This window comes from Streptomyces sp. NPDC091682 (assembly GCF_044756625.1).
Taxonomy (GTDB): Bacteria; Actinomycetota; Actinomycetes; order Streptomycetales; family Streptomycetaceae; genus Streptomyces.
This window is the reverse complement of the sequence record NZ_JBIVTH010000006.1, coordinates 173,928-193,917: the sequence shown is the minus strand read 5'-3', so window position 1 is coordinate 193,917 and position 19,990 is coordinate 173,928. Positions and strand designations below refer to the sequence as shown.

The 19,990-nt window shown below is 71.3% G+C and carries 18 protein-coding genes; 8 read left to right on the top strand and 10 right to left on the bottom strand.

Features of this window, described 5'->3' with window-relative positions; genetic code table 11:
• Nucleotides 1-100 precede the first annotated feature (100 nt).
• A complete protein-coding gene (locus ACIQK6_RS16195; protein ID WP_402694977.1) occupies nucleotides 101-1,645 on the top strand; it encodes an MFS transporter in 1,545 nt (514 codons plus the stop codon).
• Between the two features lie 110 nt (nucleotides 1,646-1,755).
• On the top strand, nucleotides 1,756-2,262 hold the full coding sequence (locus ACIQK6_RS16190) for a hypothetical protein (RefSeq protein WP_329098928.1): 507 nt from the start codon (nucleotides 1,756-1,758) through the stop codon (nucleotides 2,260-2,262).
• 48 nt (nucleotides 2,263-2,310) lie between these two features.
• Here the strand turns inward: ACIQK6_RS16190 and ACIQK6_RS16185 are convergent, their stop codons facing one another.
• Both ACIQK6_RS16185 and ACIQK6_RS16180 read right to left on the bottom strand, forming a co-directional pair.
• Nucleotides 2,311-2,955 (bottom strand): dihydrofolate reductase family protein, encoded by a 645-nt coding sequence (locus ACIQK6_RS16185; protein WP_329098929.1) that lies wholly within the window; start codon nucleotides 2,953-2,955, stop codon nucleotides 2,311-2,313.
• Nucleotides 2,956-3,007: 52 nt separating this feature from the next.
• Nucleotides 3,008-3,721 (bottom strand): flavodoxin family protein, encoded by a 714-nt coding sequence (locus ACIQK6_RS16180; protein ID WP_329098930.1) that lies wholly within the window; start codon nucleotides 3,719-3,721, stop codon nucleotides 3,008-3,010.
• A gap of 126 nt (nucleotides 3,722-3,847) precedes the next feature.
• Between ACIQK6_RS16180 and ACIQK6_RS16175 the strand changes: the two genes are divergently transcribed.
• Nucleotides 3,848-4,396, top strand: a complete 549-nt coding sequence (locus tag ACIQK6_RS16175; RefSeq protein WP_030009289.1) for a PadR family transcriptional regulator — start codon at nucleotides 3,848-3,850, stop codon at nucleotides 4,394-4,396.
• A gap of 101 nt (nucleotides 4,397-4,497) precedes the next feature.
• Here the strand turns inward: ACIQK6_RS16175 and ACIQK6_RS16170 are convergent, their stop codons facing one another.
• The 7 genes from ACIQK6_RS16170 to ACIQK6_RS16140 form a co-directional block, all read right to left on the bottom strand.
• Complete coding sequence (locus tag ACIQK6_RS16170; RefSeq protein ID WP_030009288.1) at nucleotides 4,498-4,710, bottom strand: EF-hand domain-containing protein; 213 nt, start codon at nucleotides 4,708-4,710, stop codon at nucleotides 4,498-4,500.
• A gap of 435 nt (nucleotides 4,711-5,145) precedes the next feature.
• The gene (locus ACIQK6_RS16165) at nucleotides 5,146-6,333 is read right to left on the bottom strand and encodes a hypothetical protein (RefSeq protein ID WP_329098931.1); all 1,188 of its coding nucleotides are present in this window, start codon (nucleotides 6,331-6,333) and stop codon (nucleotides 5,146-5,148) included.
• Complete coding sequence (locus tag ACIQK6_RS16160) at nucleotides 6,330-7,142, bottom strand: polysaccharide deacetylase family protein (protein ID WP_329098932.1); 813 nt, start codon at nucleotides 7,140-7,142, stop codon at nucleotides 6,330-6,332. The genes ACIQK6_RS16165 and ACIQK6_RS16160 overlap by 4 nt, the downstream gene beginning before the upstream one ends.
• 396 nt (nucleotides 7,143-7,538) lie before the next feature.
• Nucleotides 7,539-8,051, bottom strand: a complete 513-nt coding sequence (locus ACIQK6_RS16155; protein WP_329098933.1) for an ATP-binding protein — start codon at nucleotides 8,049-8,051, stop codon at nucleotides 7,539-7,541.
• 255 nt (nucleotides 8,052-8,306) lie between these two features.
• A complete protein-coding gene (locus ACIQK6_RS16150) occupies nucleotides 8,307-9,074 on the bottom strand; it encodes an enoyl-CoA hydratase-related protein (protein WP_327737501.1) in 768 nt (255 codons plus the stop codon).
• An 87-nt stretch (nucleotides 9,075-9,161) separates the two neighbouring features.
• A complete protein-coding gene (locus ACIQK6_RS16145; protein ID WP_402694976.1) occupies nucleotides 9,162-10,403 on the bottom strand; it encodes an Ig-like domain-containing protein in 1,242 nt (413 codons plus the stop codon).
• A gap of 179 nt (nucleotides 10,404-10,582) precedes the next feature.
• On the bottom strand, nucleotides 10,583-11,803 hold the full coding sequence (locus tag ACIQK6_RS16140) for an Ig-like domain-containing protein (RefSeq protein ID WP_329107619.1): 1,221 nt from the start codon (nucleotides 11,801-11,803) through the stop codon (nucleotides 10,583-10,585).
• Between the two features lie 182 nt (nucleotides 11,804-11,985).
• Between ACIQK6_RS16140 and glgX the strand changes: the two genes are divergently transcribed.
• Both glgX and ACIQK6_RS16130 read left to right on the top strand, forming a co-directional pair.
• Nucleotides 11,986-14,295 (top strand): glycogen debranching protein GlgX, encoded by a 2,310-nt coding sequence (gene glgX, locus ACIQK6_RS16135; RefSeq protein WP_402694975.1) that lies wholly within the window; start codon nucleotides 11,986-11,988, stop codon nucleotides 14,293-14,295.
• A gap of 115 nt (nucleotides 14,296-14,410) precedes the next feature.
• On the top strand, nucleotides 14,411-15,133 hold the full coding sequence (locus tag ACIQK6_RS16130; RefSeq protein WP_402694974.1) for a CDP-alcohol phosphatidyltransferase family protein: 723 nt from the start codon (nucleotides 14,411-14,413) through the stop codon (nucleotides 15,131-15,133).
• On the opposite strand, the gene ACIQK6_RS16125 is transcribed toward ACIQK6_RS16130, so the two are convergent.
• Nucleotides 15,114-15,602 (bottom strand): adenylyltransferase/cytidyltransferase family protein, encoded by a 489-nt coding sequence (locus tag ACIQK6_RS16125; protein WP_030009114.1) that lies wholly within the window; start codon nucleotides 15,600-15,602, stop codon nucleotides 15,114-15,116. The two genes, ACIQK6_RS16130 and ACIQK6_RS16125, sit on opposite strands and share 20 nt — an antisense overlap.
• A gap of 165 nt (nucleotides 15,603-15,767) precedes the next feature.
• Here ACIQK6_RS16125 and ACIQK6_RS16120 point away from each other — a divergent pair, with 165 nt between their 5' ends.
• From ACIQK6_RS16120 to ACIQK6_RS16110, 3 genes are read left to right on the top strand one after another with little or no spacing between them, the layout of a single operon-like run.
• A complete protein-coding gene (locus tag ACIQK6_RS16120) occupies nucleotides 15,768-16,979 on the top strand; it encodes a glycosyltransferase (RefSeq protein ID WP_329107625.1) in 1,212 nt (403 codons plus the stop codon).
• Entirely contained in the window at nucleotides 16,976-18,736 is a 1,761-nt protein-coding gene (locus tag ACIQK6_RS16115) for a lipopolysaccharide biosynthesis protein (protein ID WP_329098935.1), read from the top strand. Before ACIQK6_RS16120 ends, ACIQK6_RS16115 begins: the two co-directional genes overlap by 4 nt.
• Nucleotides 18,733-19,959 (top strand): hypothetical protein, encoded by a 1,227-nt coding sequence (locus tag ACIQK6_RS16110; protein WP_329098936.1) that lies wholly within the window; start codon nucleotides 18,733-18,735, stop codon nucleotides 19,957-19,959. The genes ACIQK6_RS16115 and ACIQK6_RS16110 overlap by 4 nt, the downstream gene beginning before the upstream one ends.
• Nucleotides 19,960-19,990 lie beyond the last annotated feature (31 nt).

Genomic DNA, 19,990 nt, shown 5'->3' with positions numbered 1-19,990 from the left:
GCCAACTAACACTGTTAGAGGCAGTCTAGCCGCACCGAACAAGCGACTAACACTGTTAGGGAACGGGATGATGAAGCCACCTGCCCGACACAAGGGGCTCGTGCTCGCCACACTGTGCGCCACGATGTTCATGGCGATGCTCGACAACGTCATCGTCAACAACGCCCTGCCCCGCATCGGGCAGGAACTGCATTCCGGCGTCAGCGGACTGCAGTGGGTGGTGGAGGGCTACAGCCTGGTCTATGCGGCCCTCCTGCTCACCGGCGGCACCCTGGGCGACCGTTACGGACGCAGGCGGGTCTTCCTCACCGGCCTGGCCGTCTTCACGGCGGGCTCCGCGGCGGCGGCACTGTCCGGCTCCACGGGCACACTGATCGCCGCCCGGATGCTCCAGGGCCTCGGCGCGGCACTGCTCACACCGGGCAGTCTGTCCATCCTGCGCCACGTCTTCACGGACGAGAAGGAGCGGGCCGGGGCCGTGGGCCTGTGGTCCGGCGTCTCCGCGCTGGGCCTGGCCGTCGGCCCCGTCCTGGGCGGGCCGATCGTAGACGCCTTCGGATGGGCGGCCGTCTTCTGGATCAACGTCCCCATCGGGGTGGCGGGGCTGCTGCTCGCGGCCCGGGTGCTACCCGAGTTCGCGACCCGCGCCAAGAGGCTGGACCTGCCGGGCCAGGCACTCTCCGCACTGGGATTCGGCGCGCTGGTGTACGCGCTCATCGAGGGGCCCACCCGCGGCTGGACCGACCCCCGGGTGCTCGCCCTCGCCTCCGTGGCGACGCTGGCCCTGCCCGCCTTCGTCGCGGTCGAGGCCCGCAGCGCCGACCCCATGCTCGACCTGCACTTCTTCCGGGACCGGGTACTCACCGGCGCTGCGGTGAGCGGCTTCATGATCAGCTTCGGCATGTTCGGAGCCGCGTTCTTCCTGCCCCTGCTCATGCAGGACGTGATGGGCTGGTCCCCGTCGGACGCGGGCCTGGCGGGCCTGCCGATGACCGCGATGATCGTCGTCGCCGCGCCGCTGTCGAGCGCGCTCACCTCACGCCACGGCCCCCGCCTCCCGTTGGTCACCGGCCTGGCCCTCTGCGCCACGGCGCTCGGCGCCCTCTCGCTCTACGGCGCGGACGCCCGCTACCCGCAGTACGTCTGGGTACTGCTCACCATGGGCCTCGGCATGGGGATGACGTTCACCCCCGTGTCCATCACGATCATGCAGCGCGTCGACCCGGCACGGGCCGGCATGGCATCCGCAACCCTCAACACGCTGCGCGAGATCGGTGGTGTCATCGGCGTCGCCGTCCTGGGCGCCGTCCTCAGCAGCCGACTCGCCACCACCCTGACCGAGTCGCTCCAGCGGCTCGGCGCGCCCGCCGAACTCGGCCGCCACCTCCAGGGCGCGGCCCCGGGCAGCACCGCCGCCCTGCCCGCCCCCGTCCACGACGCCGTGAACGCCGCCTTCATCGACGCCCTGCACCTGGCACTGCGCTGCGGCGGCGCCGCCCTGGCAGCCGCGGCGCTCCTGGTCGCGCTACTCCTGCGCCCGGACCGAAGCGCCACCCCGTCGCCCGTCACCGGCCGACCGGCCCCGCAACCGGAAGCGGAAGCGGAAACGGAAACGGAAGCGGAAACGGAAACGGCGCATCGGTAGCAGGAGGGGCTCCCCTCAAAGCGGGTCAACAGAACCGGAACCGCTGGATCCCCTCAGGGCGTCCCCCTCAGTGCCACTGGTCCCCGTCTCTCGAGAATCGAGGGGACGTCATGATCCACACCCGTCTCCGGCAGTTCGTGGCCCTGGCAACCGGCGCCCTGCTCGCCGCCTGCCTCTCCTTCGCCGCACCTGCCTCGGCCTCCACCACCGTCGCCACCACCACCCGGGCCCAGACCCCGCTCGTCGTCAACGCCCGCTGGGCCGGGCACCCCACGTACGACCGCATCGTCATCGACCTCCAGGGCTCCGCCCCCGCGGTCACCGTCACTCCCGTCCCGCACCTCGTCTACGACGGGTCCGGCAAGCCCGTGCCGCTGCCCGGGAAGTACTTCCTGGAGATCCGCCTCCACCCCGCCGCAGCGCACGACGACGCGGGGCAGAGCGTCTACCACGGGCCCAAGCTGCAGAAGATCGGCCTCAGCAAGCTCAAGGGCATCGCCCTGACCGGCGACTACGAGGGGTACGTGACCTTCGGCGCCGCCTTCGACACCCTGCCGTACTACCGCGCGTTCCCCCTGCACTCGCCGGAGCGGTTCGTCGTGGACATCGCACGCTGAACCGGTGCGAGGCGACGGGCCCGGGGCGCATGCGCCCCGGGCCCGTCGTCACCTGCGCCAGAACAGGTGGTGCGTCACGCCGCTCGGGCTGGGCACGACATCGAGGTGGAACCGGTCGAGCAGTTCCTCGGGCGACTCCCAGAGCCTGACCCCGGATCCGATCTCCACCGGCGCGACCGCCACGTGCAGGGTGTCGACGAGGTCGGCGTCGAGGAACTCGCGGATGGTGGTGGCCCCGCCGCCGAGCCGGACGTCCTTGCCCGCCGCGGCTTCCCGCGCCCGGGCCAGGGCCGTGGCCGGGTCGGCGTCGACGAAGTGGAAGGTGGTGTCGGAGAGCGTGAACGAAGGGCGCACGTGGTGGGTCATGACGAACACCGGGGTGTGGAACGGGGGCTCCTCGCCCCACCAGCCGCGCCAGTCGTGGTCGGTCCAGGGCCCGCGCTGGGGACCGAACTTGTTGCGGCCCATGATCTCGGCACCGATGTTGTGCGCGAAGTCCCGGGTGAAGTAGTCGTCGAGGCCCCGGCTCCCGCCGGGATCGGTGCGGTTGGGCCAGCTCGCGGTGGCTCCGGCCCAGGAGAGCAGTCGGCCGGGGTCGGCGTCGCCGAACGGCCGCGCGAGGCTCTGGTGCTCACCGGCACCGAACCCGTCGCGCGACACGGCGAAGTTCTGGACTTTCAGCAGTTGCTCCACGGGCTTCCTCCAGCGTTGTCGTCCACCGTGGGACCGCCCCGGAGCGCAGAACTCATCGGTGCTCGGGGTTGGGGAAGTCGAAGCGGCATCCTGCGTCCCACTGCGAGCGCTGGTTGCCGTGCGGCGGGATGCCGCCCGAGCGCTTGAGCAGGGCTGCCAGGTGCATGAGGTTCCAGGACATGAAGGCGGTGTTGCGGTTGGTGAAGTCGTTCTCGGGGCCGCCCGAGCCGGGGTCCAGGTAGGAGGGTCCGGGCCCGGCCTCGCCGATCCAGCCCGCGTCGGCCTGTGGCGGAATCGCGTAGCCGAGGTGCTGGAGGCTGTAGAGGACGTTCATGGCGCAGTGCTTGACGCCGTCCTCGTTGCCGGTGATCAGTGCGCCGCCGACCCGCCCGTAGTAGGCGTACTGGCCCCGCTCGTTCAGCAACGAGGAGCAGGCGTAGAGCCGCTCGATGACCTGCTTCATCACGGAGCTGTTGTCGCCGAGCCAGATGGGGCCGCACAGGACGAGGATGTCGGCGTCCATGACCTGGCTGTAGAGGACCGGCCACTGGTCGTTCTCCCAGCCGTGCTCGGTCATGTCGGGCCAGACCCCGGTCGCGATGTCGTGGTCGACGGCGCGGATGAGGGAGGTCCGGGTGCCGGCCCCTTCCATGACCCGGCGGCTCCTGTCGATCAGGCCCTCGGTGTTGCTGATCTCGGGTGAGCGTTTGAGCGTGCAGTTCACGTAGAGGGCGGTCAGGTCCGAGTAGTCGTATGCGGCAGCCACGTCCCCAGCCTGGCCACGGCACCCGGGCACCGCCAGCGGGCCGCGCCCGTCCGGGGACGGCCCTGCGGACGCGGCCGCACGGAGGAGGCGTAGGGGCCGGCGCCGCCGCAAACCTAGGATGGCGCCATGTCGCTGCCGCACGCCATCCTCACCGCCCTGCTGGAGAAGCCCTCGTCCGGGCTGGAGCTGACCCGGCGGTTCGACAAGTCGATCGGGTACTTCTGGTCGGCGACGCACCAGCAGATCTACCGCGAGCTGGGGCGGCTGGAGGAGTCCGGGCTGATCCGGGAGTTGCCGAGCGAGGTGCCCGTGCGCGGGCAGAAGAAGGAGTACGAGGTGCTGCCCGCCGGCGGCGCGGAGCTGGCCCGGTGGGTCGGCGAGAGCCAGGACCCCAAGCCGATGCGCGACCCGCTGCTGCTGCGGATCCGCGCGGCGGGTGTCGTGGGGCCACAGGGGCTCGGTCCCGAGCTAAGGCGCCACCTGGAGCTGCACCGCCGTCAGCTCGCACAGTACGAGGCCATCGAGGAGAAGGACTTCCCGCCGGGGCGGGACGCCGTGGAGGACCGGCTGCGGCGGCTCGTGCTGCACGGCGGGATCGCCCTGGAGACGTTCTGGCTGCACTGGCTGGAGGAGGCCCTGGGCGAGGTCGAGGACATGTCCGGACCGGGGGCCTGACGCGCGGGGCCTGACGCGCGGGGCCCGGGGCCTGACGCCCGGCGCCGAACGCACGCTGCCGCCCCGCTCCGGCGGTCCGGGGCGGGGCGGCATCGGAGGGACTACTTGTTCAGGGAGGCCCAGAACTCGTCGAAGCTCAGCAGGCCGTCACCGTTCGCGTCCTTGGAGGCGATCACGGCGTCCGCGACGGGGCCGGTGACGAACGGGTCGCCCATGGCCGCCATGGCCGCCTTGAACTCGTCGGCCGTAACGAAGCCGTCACCGTTCACGTCGAACTTGCCGAACGTCGTCCGTGCGCTCTCGATGTCCGCCACTGGGTCCACTCCTTCTTGATGCCTTGTTGACCGGCTCAGGGTAGCGGCCTGCCCGGTCCGCCCCCGCCCCGGGTCCCGTTCGAGACCGATGTCCCCTTTCGCGCGCGGCCGGGGTCTGCGCGCGACCCGCAACCAGGCGTACGCCGTCGTACGGCCCGGAGCCACCGCCCCCGGGAGCGCCGCGGACCGAGCACCGACCGAGAGGACCGTCGATGGGCGTCGAGCAGCTCGAGGATCCGGGGACCGAGGAGCGGCCGCTCCGCGACCTCCCGCTCTCCCGGCGCGGTGACGTGCCGCCGAGGAGTGCGCCCGGCTGCGCGAGAAGGCGCCGGTCGCCCGGTCGCCCGTGGTCCGACGCACGGACGATGGTGCCCCGGGAGCCGTGCGGGCTTCCGGGGCACTGCCGCACCGGCCCTACCGTCCTTCCGGGACGGCCTAGCGGAAGATGCCGGTGTGGCCGAGCGAGTAGCGGCCGGGCTGCGGGTACACGGCGAGTCCGTGCGGTCCGCCGCCCACCGGGATCCGGGCGATCTGCTTGCCGGTCTGCGTGTCGAGCGCATAGACCTCGGAGTTGTAACGGCCCGACAGCCACAGCACCTTGCCGTCGGCGGAGACCCCGCCCATGTCGGGGCTGCCGCCGTCCGGCAGCGTCCACTTCTTGGTGAGCTTGTTCTCGGGGAAGTCGAAGACCGAGATGGTGCCCTCGCCCCGGTTGGAGACGTACATCTCCTTGGAGTCGCGGCTCACGTAGAGGCCGTGGCAGCCCTTTCCGGTGGGCAGCAGTTTGGGGGTCTCGAACGTGTCCCCGCTGAGCACCCACATGCCGTGCGCCATCATGTCCGCGACGTAGAAGGTCTTCCCGTCCGGGGAGACCTTGACGTCCTGCGGCATCGCGCCCTCGAACGGCAGCTTCTGCTGGCCGACGACCTCCATTCGCTCGGTGTCGACCTTGAGGAGTTCGCCGGAGAACTCGCAGCTCACGATGAAGTAGCGCCCGTCGGCGGAGAAGTCCGCGTGGTTGACGCCGTAGCAGGTCACGGGCACCGTCTTCACCCGGTCCATCGTGTGCGGGTCGCGGAAGACGAGCTCCTTGTCCATCGAGGCCATGACGATGGCGTACTTGCCGTTCGGCGTGAAGTACAGGTTGTACGGGTCGTGCACCTCCACGGGCTTTCCGGCCTCGCCGGTGGCCGGGTTGATCGGGGTGAGGGTGTGACCGCGGTTGTTGTTGACCCACAGGGTCTTCAGGTCCCAGGAGGGGACCACGTGTTGGGGCTGGACCCCGACCGGGATGGTATCGATGACCCGGTAGGTCGTCGGGTCGATGACGGACACCGTGTTGGAGTTGGTGTTCGGCACGTAGACACGGGACGGGAAATCCTTCACCACGGGGGAGAGTTTGTTCGGCCGGTCCGCCGCGTAGACGTCGTTCGGATCGAGCACGGGCGGCATGCCGGGCAGACCGGGCGGAGCGACCGGCGCGGCCTTGACGGGCTTGGCCGGGCCCTTGGTGCCGAGCGCCTCGGCGGGTTCCTTGCCGGCTGATCCGCAGCCGGCGAGGGCGACGAGGACCAGACCTGCCAGCAGCGCGCCGGCGGTCCGGGGAAGGCGGGTGGTCGTCATGGGGTCAGCAGCTCCGTGGTGGTCACCGCGCGCAGGTTGCGGCGCGCGAGTTCTTCGAGGAGGGCAGGCATCGCGTCGACCGTGTCCGCGTAGCCGAAGTGCAGGCTCACCACCGATCCGGGCCGGATCGTCCCGGTGACGGTGCGGATGACGGCCGCGGCACCGGGCGAGGTGAAGTCGAGGGAGTCCACGTCGTACGAGAGGACGTGCGGGTAGCCCGCCCGTTGGGCCAGCTTCTGGACGAGGGGGGTCGCGTACTGGGTCTGGGAGGGCCGGAACCAGGTGCCGATGGAGCCGGTGAGCCGCTTGAGCCGCTGGGCACAGCCGGTGATCTCGGCGTAGGCCTGCGCCTCGGGCATGTCGTTGATCGCGAGGTGGCGCTGGGTGTGGTTGCCGAGCTCGTGACCGCCGTCGAGGACGCGCCGGGCCAGCTCCGGGTGCGCGTCGAGCCAGGATCCGATGGCCAGTACGGTGACCCGCGCGCCCCCCTTCTCGGCCGCGGCCAGGACCGCCCGGGCGATGGCGGGGTCCCCGTTGCCGTGGAAGGTGAGGGCGACCCGGGGGCGGCCGCGCGGACCGTGACCGATCTCCACGGGCTGCCCGGCGAACCGGCGCGGGGCGGCGGCCGGTGCCTCCTGTGCCGGGCGGGCCGACCGGCCCGGACCCGGCGGCGCACCGGAGGGTGCGGTGGCCGGCCGACCCGACCCGCAGGCGGCGGTGAGACCGGCCGCGGCGGCGCCGGCCGTCCCGAGGACGGCCGCGCGCAGGGCCACGCGCAGGGCCGCGCGGCGGCCTGGTTGTGAGAGCACCTGCCCATTTAAGGGGTGAATAGCCCAGAAGGTAACGATTGACCCAATTCAGAACGGTCGCCACAAGGGGCCATCCGAGTGGTCAGGTCGCTATGTGATCAACGATTTACGCAGAGCAGTCGATATTTATTCATGGATTACGAGGTGAGTGGCCCACCTCACCTAGGATTTAGCTAGAAAGTCTTACTATTTGCCCACTTATGTCCAAGTAGGGACTTTTGGCGTTCTGGCCCTCGTCTGCCATAGTCGGAGCCACGACTTCCCATTGACCCGAGCGAAGTCACCACGCCGAGGATCACACCCCCTCAGACCCTCGGTGCACCCATGAAGCCCCCACACCGCCCCACACGGCGCACGGGGGCTTCCGGCGTTCCCGGGGCGGGCGCTCGGGGAGGGTCAGGGGTTCTGGCGGTCGGCGACCCGCATCTCGAACCAGGTGATCTTCCCGCGCGGCAGCAGGTCCGCGCCCCAGCGGTCGGACAGCTTGTCGACGAGGAAGAGTCCCCGGCCGGTGGTGTCCAGCTCGTGGACCGGCATCAGGCAGGGCAGTCCGCGCGAAGGATCGCGCACCTCCACCCGGATCCAGCCGCGGCGCCGCAGCGTGCGCAAACCGAAGGAACGGGCACCGGTGTGCCGGACCGCATTGCCCACGAGCTCCGAGACCAACAGGACGGCGTGCTCGGCGATCTGCGGCGAGAGGCCCCAGAGGCGGACCACCACGCACTGGGTGAGCCGGCGCGCGGTGCTCGCCGATTCAGGCATGGACGGCAGTGTCACTTCGGCCTCGGCCGGATTTCCGTACAACTCCAGCGCCTTGAGGCCCTGTTCGTCCTCGACAGCCGCCGTGAGCCGTACCGCCGAAGCGCTGCCGCGTTGCCGCGGCTGTTCCACACCCTCCAGGCCCGCCATGCACCCATCATGGACGGCCGACCCGCCCGCCCGGGCCGTTCCACAGGAAAACACCCCCCGGATTCAACAACTCCAAGGGGGTGTTCCGTCATATGCGAGAGGCAACCGGAAGGCCTCTACGGACGCCCTGACCTGCAATGACGCGCCGCGCGGAACTCATCACAGCGAGTGGATCACTCATTCCCCTTAAGGCTGGCTTAAGGCCTGGCTAATCCACCCACAGGGAGGACCGAGTTCCTCGGTCGAGGTCCCGACTCAGACGAACTTCGCCTTGCCCGGACCCTCTTCGACGAAGCTGCGCATCCCGCGTTCGCGGTCCTCGGTGGCGAACAGGCCCGCGAACCAGTTGCGTTCGATGGTGAGACCCGTGTCGATGTCGGCCTCCAGACCCGCGTCCACACACTCCTTGGCGGCGCGCAGCGCGATCGCCGGACCCTGCGCCAGCTTGGCGGCCCAGGCGTGCGCCTGCTCGTACACCTCGGCGGCGGGCACCACCCGGTCGACCAGGCCGAGGGTCAGCGCCTCGTCGGCCTTGACCATGCGCCCGGTGAAGATCAGGTCCTTGGCCTTGGACGGACCGATCAGCCGGGAGAGCCGCTGGGTGCCGCCCGCGCCCGGAATCAGGCCGAGCAGGATCTCGGGCTGGCCGAGCTTGGCGTTGTCGGCGGCGATCCGGTAGTCGGCACACAGGGCGAGTTCGCACCCGCCGCCCAGCGCGTAGCCGGTGATGGCCGCGACGACGGGCTTGGGGATCCGGGCGACGGCCGTGAAGGCGTCCTGGAGCGCGCGGGACCGGGCGACCATCGCCGCGTGGTCCATCGTCTGCATCTCCTTGATGTCCGCGCCCGCCGCGAACACCTTCTCGCCGCCGTAGATGATGACCGCTCGGACGTCCGTCCGGTCGGTCGCCTCCACCGCGAGCTCGCGCAGCCGGTCCTGGGTGGCGATGTCCAGGGCGTTCATGGGCGGCCGGTCCAGGCGGATGGTGCCGACGCCTTCGGAGACTTCGAGAGAGAGGGTCATACGGGTCAGGTTAGCGTCGGTTAACGCGGAGCGGCCCGGTGCTGTGGGTCACAGCACCGGGCCGCTCCGGCCGCGCGGGCGGCGTACTTACTTGATCCACTCCGCCCACGGCATGTTCCAGCCGTTGAGGCCGTTGTCCGGGGCGATCTGCTTGTCCTTGGAGTTCTTCACGACGACCACGTCGCCGATCATCGACTCGTTGAAGAACCAGGCCGCGGGGGCGTCGGGGTCGCCGCCGCCGCGCTGGTCGCGCAGGCCCACGCAGCCGTGGCTGACGTTCGACGAGCCGAAGGTGCCGGAGGAGGCCCAGTAGTTGCCGTGCACGAAGGTGCCCGACTGCGACAGGCGCATGGCGTGCGGGACGTCGGCGATGTCGTACTCGCCGCCGAAGCCGACGGTCGCGCCGTTCATCCGGGTCACCTCGTACTTCTCGCTGATGACCATCTGACCGTTGTACGTGGTCGTCGACGGGGCGCCCGCGGTGATCGGAACGTTCTTGAGCACCTGGCCGTCACGGACGACCTCCATCTGCTTGGTGCTCGCGTCGACCGTGGAGACCTGGGAGCGGCCGATGGTGAAGGTGACCGTCCGGGTCTGCTTGCCGTAGACGCCGGGGCGGCCTTCGACCCCGTCGAGGGCGAGCTTCACGGTGACCTTGGTGCCCGCGGCCCAGTAGTTCTCGGGACGGAAGTCGAGGCGGTCGTTGCCGAACCAGTGGCCCTCGATCTGGACGGCCGGCTCGGCCGTGACCGTGATGGCCTTCTCGACGGCCTCGGGGTTGGTGATCCCGCGGGTGAAGGTGATCGAGACCGGCATGCCCACGCCGACGGTGGCGCCGTCCTCGGGCGTGTAGTGGCCCACGAAGGTGTTGGTCGGGGTCAGGGTGGTGAAGGTGGTGTCCTTGGCGGACTCCCGGCCGGCCTCGTCCTTGGCGACCGCGTGCACCTTGTACTCGGTGGCGGAGGCCAGGTGGCGGGCCGGCTCCCAGGTGGCGCCGTCGTCGGCGATCTTGCCCTCTACCGCGTTGCCCTTGGTGTCCGCCACGGCCACCGTGCTGAGCTTGCCGCCCGTGCTCGATATCTTCAGGACGCCGCTGGTGGCGACCTCCTTGGCCCCGTCGTCGGGCTTGACGCTGACGACCGCCTTGGAGGCCTCGGTACCGGTCTTGCCTCCACCCCCGGCGTTGTCGGCACCGCTGCCGCCGCTGTTGCTGCCGCCACCGCCACCGCACGCGGTGGTGAACAGCAGGGCCGCCCCCAGCAACAGGGCCCCCAGGCCGGTGCGGGCGCGGCCGCGTATCGGCTGCACGTTCACTCGTGTTCTCCCCATGTCCCCCGCGCGCGGACTGTCGCGCGCTTGTTGACAGGTAATCACACGGAGGGATCACGATGAGCCACGGTCTTGTCACCGTTCCGTCCCAACTGCCCGGAGAAGTGCTGCGGAGGTCGCCTCCGTGGTCGGGAAACGGTAGGTGATCAGGCCAATCCCGAGGGGACGGCCGCCGAGGGTCAGGCGATGGCGGAGCCTGCGACCCAGTCCGCCCAGGACATGTTCCAGCCGCCCAGCCCGTTGTCCGGGGCGACGGTCTTGTCCTGCGAGTTCACGACCTCCACCACGTCCCCCACGAGGGTCCGGTCGAAGAACCAGCCGGCCGGGGTGTCGGAGCCGCCGCCCTTGTCGTCGCGCAGGCCCACGCAGCCGTGGCTCACGTTGGTGGTGCCGAAGGTGTCGGGGCTGGACCAGTAGTTCCCGTGCAGGAAGGTTCCGGAGGAGGTGAGCCGCATGGCGTGCGGTACGTCGGGGATGTCGTACTCGCCGCCGAAGCCGACGGTCTGGCCGTTCATGCGGGTGACGTCGAACATCTCCATCACCACCATCCTGCCGTTGTACGTGGGGGTCTTCGGCGCCCCGGCGCTGATCGGGACGGTCGACACCAGCTGCCCGCCCCGGCGGACCTCCATGGTGTGCGCCTCCGCGTCCACGGTGGAGATCTGGGAGCGGCCCACGGTGAAACCGACCGTCTTGTCCTGGATGCCGTACGCGCCGGGCGCGCCCTCGATGTCGCGCAGGTCCATCTTCACGGTGACCTTGGTGCCGGGCTTCCAGTACTCCTTGGGCCGGAAGTCGAGCCGCTCCCGCCCGAACCAGTGGCCGACGACCTGCACGCCCGGATCCGAGGTGACGGAAATGGCCCGCTCCACTTCGGCGCGGCGCTCGATCGCCTGACTGAACCGGAAGGAGACGATCATCCCGGTGCCGACGGTCGAGCGGTTCTCGGGCTTGAAGTAGCCGATGAACCGCTCCTCGGGAACGTAGGTGGTGAAGGTGGTGTGGCGGGCCTGGCGGCGGTCGTGCCCGTCGAGGGCGACGGCGTCCACGGTGTACTTGGCCGCGAGCGCGAGCCGTCCGGACTCGGGGTCGGGGCTCCAGCTGAGCCCGTCGTCGGCGATGGCGCCGGGGACCTGTTCCTGCTGCGCGTCCTCCACCTTGGTGACGACGACCCGCTCGAGGCGGCCCTCGGGCACGGTGACCGACAGCCTTCCGTCCGCGGGGACCCCCTTCGCGTTGTCGTCGGGGGTGATGCGGATGGCCTCGTCCGGCGAGCGGGGCTTGCCGGGCAGCTGGATCTCGACCGGGGCCTTGCCGTCCTGGGTGCATCCGGCCAGGCCGCCCAGCAGGCCCGCCCATGCCGCCACGGCGGCCAAGCCCGCCCCTGCCCGCCTCGTCAGAAGTGTCACGATCCCTCCAACGACCGGGCGGTGCGGGGGAAACGTGAGCGCGGGCCACGTTCCGGGCAGAACTGTCCGGGCAGAACAGTGTGAAGGACCAGACGGGGGCGGGCCCAGGCCGGGACGCCGGGGCCGCACTCTCCCCTACCCCCGCCGGTACCCAGGAGCCGTGGAGGCGGGCAGTGTCGAGCGCAGCCGAGCAGGAGGCGGTGGAAGCCGTCAGCAATGCCGCGGAAGCGGTGCGGAGCGGCCGGGCCGTGCCCGTACCGCACATCGACGGCCGACTGAAGGAGCGGCCGAACGGCCAGGTCACGGGCCAGGTGTTACGGATGCACGCGCGTCCGGGGGCACCGGTGTGGCCGGGGTCCTCGCATCCGCTGGGGGCCCGGTTCCACCACGGTCCGGACGGGACCGCGGGCACCAATTTCGCCCTGTGGGCGCAGGGCGCGGAGGCGGTGGAGGTGTGTCTGTTCGACGAGGCCGGCGCCGAGACCCGCTGCACCCTGACGGAGCACACGCACGAGATCTGGCACGGGTTCGTGCCGGGCGTACGCCCCGGGCAGCGGTACGGATTTAGGGTGCACGGCCGCTGGGATCCCTGGACGGGCGCCCGCTACAACCCGGCGAAGCTGCTCCTGGACCCGTACGCGCGGGCCGTCGACGGGGACTTCACGCTGCCCCCGGAGGTGTACGCGCACGTCCGGGACTGGCCGCAGCAGTACATCGCGGACACCGTGCGCGACGACCGGGACTCCGCGCCGTTCGTCCCGAAGGGCGTGGTCGTCCACGATGACGACGACTGGGCGGACGACGTCCGGCCGAAGACCCCCTGGGCCGATTCGGTGATCTACGAACTGCACGTGCGCGGCTTCACGATGCGCCATCCGGGTGTTCCCGAGGAGCTGCGCGGCACCTACGCGGGCCTGGCCCACCCGGCGGCGATCGAGCACCTGACGGCGCTGGGCGTGACGGCGGTCGAGCTGCTGCCGGTGCACCAGTTCGCGCACGAGGACCATCTGCTGCGCCGCGGGCTGCGCAACTACTGGGGCTACAACTCGATCGGCTACTTCGCCCCGCACGCGGCGTACTCGGCGAGCGGGACGGCCGGGCAGCAGGTCGGGGAGTTCAAGCGGATGGTCCGGGCCCTGCACGCGGCCGGCATCGAGGTCATCCTCGACGTGGTCTACAACCACACGGCGGAGGCGGGCGAGCTGGGCCCCACGCTGTCGCTGCGCGGGATCGACAACCGGGGCTACTACCGGCTCCAGTCCGACCAGCGGCGGTACTCCGACTACACGGGCTGCGGGAACACCCTGCACGCGGGGCGCCCGAACGTACTGCGGCTGATCACCGACTCGCTGCGCTACTGGGTCACCGAGATGGGAGTGGACGGCTTCCGCTTCGACCTGGCGGCGGCGCTGGCCCGGTCGATGCACGACGTGGACATGCTGTCGCCGTTCCTCGCGGTGATCGCCCAGGACCCGGTGCTGCGGCGGGTGAAACTCATCGCCGAGCCGTGGGACGTGGGCTCGGGCGGTTATCAGGTGGGGGCGTTCCCGCCGCTGTGGACGGAGTGGAACGACCGTTACCGGGACGCCGTACGGGACTTCTGGCGGGGCGCGCTGCCCGACGTGCGGGACCTCGGCTACCGGCTGTCGGGCTCCAGCGACCTGTACGCGTGGGGCGGGCGGCGGCCGTACGCGTCGGTGAACTTCGTGACCGCGCACGACGGTTTCACCCTGCGCGACCTGGTGAGTTACGAGCGCAAGCACAACGAGGCGAACGGGGAGGCGAACCGGGACGGCACCCATGACAACCGGTCCTGGAACTGCGGGGCGGAGGGCGAGAGCGACGATCCCCGGGTCGGGGCGCTGCGCCGTCGCCAGCTGCGCAACCTGCTCACCACGCTGCTGCTGTCCACGGGCGTGCCGATGCTGGTGGCCGGGGACGAGTTCGGGCGGACGCAGCACGGCAACAACAACGCCTACTGCCAGGACAACGAGACGGGCTGGGTGGACTGGTCGCTGCTGGAGGATCCGGCCTGGCAGTCGCTCTTCTCCCTGACATCCCGGCTGATCGGGCTGCGCCACGCCCATCCGGTGCTGCGCCGGCGGGCGTTCTTCTCCGGGCGCTCGCAGGGCGCGGATGGGCTGCGTGACCTGGCCTGGTTCACCCCGGCGGGCGCGGAGATGACGGAGCGGGACTGGTACGCGCCGGCCGCCTCGCTGGGGATGTACCTGTCGGGGCGGGACATCCCGGGCCGTGACGAGCGGGGCCGGCAGGTGACGGACGACAGCTTCCTCGCGGTGCTGCACACCGGGGACCGGCCGGTGGCGTGGGCGCTGCCGGGGGCGCCCTGGGCGGAGGTGTACGAGGTCGTCCTGGACACCTCCCTGGAGGCCCAGGCCGACCCTCCCCGGACCCGGCACCGCGGCGGGCAGACCCTGACGGTACCGGCGCGGTCGGTGCTGCTGCTGAAGGTGGTGGGCTGAGCGGCGGACCGGACCGGTCGGCAACTCTGGTTCCGGACGTACCCGACATCCGGAACCAGTCTCCCCGTTCGTGCTGCGATGATGTGTTCGACATCGTCTCGGAGGGGGTCCCTGCATGGGCAGAGTCACGACCGCGCTGCAGGAACTGCGCGGGGCGCAGAAGTCGGCGAAGGGGGTGTCGCTCTACTCCCGGTTCGTCAACCGGCCCGCCGGGCGGTACCTGGCCGCCGGTTCGTACGCGCTGGGGCTCACCCCGAACCAGGTGACGCTGATCAGTGCCGCCTTCAGCTTCGCCGCCGTGGCCGCGGTCGCGCTGGCCGCCCCCTCGTGGGGGCTGGGGATCGCGGTGTGGGCGGCCCTGGCCGTCGGTTTCGCCTTCGACTCCGCCGACGGGCAGCTCGCCCGGCTGCGCGGCGGCGGCAGCGCGGCCGGCGAATGGCTCGACCACGTGGTGGACGCCGCCAAGCTCACCGCCCTGCACTCGTGCGTGTTGATCGCCTTCTACCGCTTCCCCGACGCGTACGGGACGGGCGCGGACGGCTGGCTGCTGGTGCCGCTGGGCTTCCAGTTCGCCGCGGTGGTGACCTTCTTCGGCGGGCTGCTGACCGAGAAGCTGAAGCCCAAGCCGGCTCCCGGCAGCCCGGCCGCCGCACCGTCGACCGCGCGCGCGGTGGCCCTGCTGCCCGTGGACTACGGGGTGTTCTGCCTGGTGTTCCTGCTGCTCGGCGGTGGGAAGCTGTTCGTGTGGGCGTACGCGGGACTGGGCGTGGTCGCCGCGCTGTTCCTGCTGGCGTTCCTCGCGAAGTGGTTCCGGGAGCTCAACGCCGTTCGCCGGTGACCTGGCCCGGCGCCGGGGCCGGTTCGGCGAGCGCGTCCAGTGCCCGGCGCAGCTGGGTGCTGGACGTGTGGACGGTGTAGGGGAAGTACACGACGTCGACGCCGTGGGCCGCGAAGTCCTTCTCCAGTCGGTCGCCCTTGGGCGTGCCGCGCCAGTCGTCTCCCTTGAAGATGACGTCGAAGCGGACCTGCTTCCAGGTCTCGACCTTGTCGGGGACCGTCTCGACGAAAGCCGCGTCGACGTACTTCACACTACGCACGATCTCCAGCCGCTCGACGAGCGGGATCATCGGGCGGCGCCCCTTGGCGAGCTCGGCCATCTCGTCCGAGACGACTCCGGCGACCAGATAGTCGCACTGGCTCCGGGCGTGCCGAAGGATGTTGAGGTGTCCGATGTGGAACAGATCGTAGGCGCCGGGCGCGTAGCCGACTCGATACGGTCGACGCGCAGGCGCGCCAAGGTCGGACATGTCGTGCTCCGTCATCATTTACCCCCAGCGGCCACACCCCCCGGTGTAGCGGATTAGCAGACAATAGCGTGCACGTTCCGCAGCACGCGGGTGAACGAATAGGGTGACGTGCGCATCATCCAGGGGAAGAGGGGACGCACGGTGTCCAGATCCGGTCAGCGGCGCATGCTGCTGGTTTCCACCAATTACGCTCCGGAGCACGCGGGGATCGGCCCGTATGCGACCCAGATCGCGGAGCACTGGGCGGATCTCGGTCACGAGACCCACGTGCTGGCCGGCATGCCGCACTACCCGGCGTGGTCGCTCGAACCGGAGTACAAGGGCGCGTTCCAGCGGACGGAACGGCGCGCGGGGGTCACCGTGCACCGGCGTGCGCACACCGTGCCGCCGCGCCAGACCGCCGTGAAGCGGGCCCTTTTCGAAGGATCGATTCTGCTGCACGGCGCCGTGGCCCCGCCGAAAATGCCGAGGCCGGACGCAGTCCTCGCCCAGATGCCCAGCCTGGCCGGTGGCGTGCTCGCCGCGCGGCTCGCGGCGCGCTGGAAGGTCCCGTACATACCGGTCGTCCAGGACCTGATGGGCGCCGCCGCCGCACAGAGCGGGATCAGCGGCGGCGACAAGGCCGCCGCGATCGCCGGCCGCGCCGAGGCCTACGCCCTCAAGCGCGCCACCCTGGTCGGCGTCATCCACGAGACCTTCGTGGACCGGGTCGTCGGCATGGGCGTGGACCCGAACAAGATCCGCCTGGTCCCCAACTGGTCCCACGTGCCGGTGCCCACCAAGCCGCGCGGCGAGACCCGCCACCACCTCGGCTGGGCCCCCGGCGAGACCGTCGTCCTGCACTCCGGGAACATGGGCCTCAAGCAGGGTCTCGAAGTCCTCGTCGGCGCCGCCCGGCTGGATCCGAGCGTCCGATTCGTCCTGATGGGCGACGGCAGCCAGCGGGCGGCCCTGTCCGATCTCGCGGCGGATGTACCGAATCTGGACATCATCCCCCCTGCCGCTGACGGCGAGTTCCCGGATATCCTCGCGGCGGCGGACGTTCTCGCGGTCACGCAGCACGCCGCCGTGCTGGACATGAGCGTCCCGTCGAAGCTGACCTCGTACTTCCAGACCGGTCGGCCCGTCGTGGCCTCCGTGGCCGCGGAGGGCGGAACCGCCCAGGAAGTGGAACGCTCGGGCGCAGGGGTGCTCGTACCGCCGGAGGACCCCGAAGCCCTGCTGAAGGCCGTACGGGCCCTCGCCGAGGACCCTGAGGGCGCGGACGCACTGGGAGCGGCCGGACCCCGCCACGTGGCGGCCCACCTGAGCCGCGAAGCGGGCCTGGCCCGCATCGACGCACTGATAGACGAAGCACTTGGGGGAACCCGGCCGTGATCGAGACGAACCGCCCTGCAGCGGCACCGGTCGACGACGAACCCGATCTCCTCAGAGATCAGTTCCGGCAGCTCCTGCGCTACCGCAGGCTCATCGGCGCGGGCATCGGGATCGGTCTGCTGGGCGGCGTCTACCTCGGCATCTCCACGGCCGACACCTATGTCGCGACCGCCGACGTCGTCCTGCGCGCACCCACCGACGACCCGTTCAACCCGAGCCTCGCCCCGGACAAGGCGATCAACATCGGCTCGGAGCGCCAGGTCGCGCTCAGCTCCTCCATAGCCAACGAGGCGGCGAAGAAGCTCGGCGTGGGCTCGTCCGGCTTCGCCGCCCTGCGCAGCGGGCTCCAGGTCACCAACCCCCCGCAGACCATGGTGCTGCGCTTCACGTACACCGCGGACTCCGCCAAGGAGGCCGCCAAGCGCGCCAACGCGATGACCGAGGCCTACCTGACGAAGCGGCAGGAGGCCCTCGACGCCACCCGCGACAAGATGGTCAAGGGCTACAAGGAGCAGCGCGACCCGATCGCCAAGCAGCTCGACGAGACGTCGAAGGAGATCGCCCGGATGCCGGCCGGCGCCGGACGCGACGCAGCCAGCTCCGCCAAGACCGACCTGCAGAGCGAGGTCGGCGGCTACAACACCAAGATCACCAAGCTCGAAGCCCTGGACATGACCCCGGGTCGCGTCACGAGCGCGGCGACCGCACCCACCGCCACCGACGGTCCCGGCATCATCATGTCGCTCGCGCTCGGTGCGGCCGTCGGCCTCGCACTCGGTCTGCTGGCCGCCTGGGTCCGCCTCGTCTTCGATCCGGCCCCGCGCTCCGAGGGCGATGTCGCCCGGGCCCTGCGCGCACCGGTCCTCGGCTACCTGCCCCGGGACCGCACGGGCGGCGGACCGCTGCTCGCCGCCGGTGAGGCCGATCCCCGGCTCGCCGAGGAGTACCGCTCGGTGGCCTTCCGCCTCGCCTACGACTCCCGCTTCGCCGACCGGCGCCGCCTGCTCGTCGTCGCCCCGCGCGGCAGCAGCGAGACCGCCGCTGCGGTGTCCGTGAACCTCGCCGCCTCCTTCGCGGAGACCGGCAAGGACGTCCTGCTCATCGAGGCCGACCTGCGCACCCCGGTCCTGGCCAGCCAGCTGCCGACGGACGCCGGCGGCAGGCCGCGCTGGAGCCAGACCCCGGGCAGCCCGAACGCGGCCGGCCGTCACTCGGACACCGAATGGCCCGACGGGCGCCAGCTCGTCGTGGACGCCGGGGAGTCCGGATCCTTCGACCTCATCCCGGGCGGGCAGGCGCGCAACGTCCCGCGCTCGCTGACCTCGGCCCGCGCCACCCGGCTGATCTCCGAGGCCGACTCCCCCAACTCCACGGTCGTCGTGCTCGCTCCGCCCGTGCTCTCCTACGCCGACGCCCTCGCCCTCGTCGACCGCGTCGACGGCGTCCTGGTCGTCTGCGACCCGCGCGCCGTGCACCGCACCGACCTGTCCCGGATCCGCGAGCTGATCAGCGGCGCCGGCGGCACCGTGCTCGGCGCGGTGCTGCACGCACCGCTGCCCGGCGAGAAGCGCGGCCGCGGCAAGGACAAGGCCGGCCCGGCCCCCACCGGCCCCGCCGGGGGCTCCGGGACCTCTCCCAAGCCCGGGCGGTCCGCGCCGCAGCCGATCCCGTACGAAGTGGCCGAGCCCGAACAGCACATCCCCGGTGACGGCACCGACACCGTCGCGCTGCGCACCGTCCGCATGGGCCGCAGATGAGCCGACGCGGCCTCGCCGCCGTCGCTTCGGTCCTGGACCAGGCGGCGTCCAGCGCCACGAACATCCTGGTCCTGGTGCTGGCCGCCCGACTCTCCTCGGCCTCCGGGTTCGCCGACTTCTCGATGGTGTACGTGACCTTCAGCGTGCTCCTCGGACTGAACATGGCCTACGTCGGCCAGAGCCTGGTGCTGGAGAAGGGCGAGGGGCTCGGCGCCGCGTGCCGCTCGGCGCTGGCCTTCACCGCCGCCGCGTCGGCCGCCGTGGGCGCGCTGCTGCTGGTGGTGGGCCTCGCGCTGGCCGGGGCCACCGGGACCGCCTTCCTCGCACTGGGCCTCGTACTGCCGCTGGTGCTCCTCCAGGACGGCCTGCGGTACTGCTTCTCCGCGCTGCGCGCCCCGCAGCGGGCGCTGGCCGCCGACGCGCTGCGCCTGGTGTGCGTGGTCGCGGCGCTCGCCCTGCAGCCCGAAGGGGCCTCGGCGGGGCGGCTGGTGCTGGTGTGGGGTCTGTCCGCACTGCCCGCGCTGGCGGTGGGACTGTGGCTGCTGCGACCGTACGCACGCGGCTCCCGCACGGACCTGAGGCCGTACCTGCAACGGGGGCACCTGGGGCAGCGGTTCGTGGTCGAGTTCGCGGTGGGCAACGGCTCCAGCCAGCTCGCCGTACTGGGCCTCGGTGTCTTCGCGACGCCGCTGGCCGTCGGCGCGCTGCGGGGTGCGACCACGCTCTTCGGGCCGCTGAACGTGCTGTTCAACTCGGCGAACGCGTTCGGACCGCCGGTGCTCGGCCGGCTCGGCGGCAAGCGGGCCACGGTGCGGGCGACGGCCGCGCTGGGACTCGTACTCGCTGCGGTCGGCGCGGGCTGGGCCACGGCCCTGTACCTGTTGCCGGACCGGCTGGGCCGGGAACTGCTCGGCGACACCTGGGCGGGCGCGTCCGCGCTGCTGCCGGCCACGGGGGCGCAGTACGCCGCGATGGGGCTCGGCACGTGCGCGCTGCTGACCCTGCGGGTGCTCGCGCCGAAGGCCACCCTGTCGTTGCAGGTGGTGTTCTCGCTGTTGTCCGTGGGGCTGCTGCTCGGCGGGTACGTGGTGTGGGGCATTGCGGGCGCCGCGTGGGGCCTGGCGGCCGGCTCGGCCCTCAAGGCCCTGGCCGCCTGGTGGCGCGTCACCGGCCTCCCGGCCGCCGCCGGCTCACGGGAACCGGAGCCTGCGGCTGCGGCCTGACCCCGGGCTCTTTCAGCCCCGCCGGCGATTG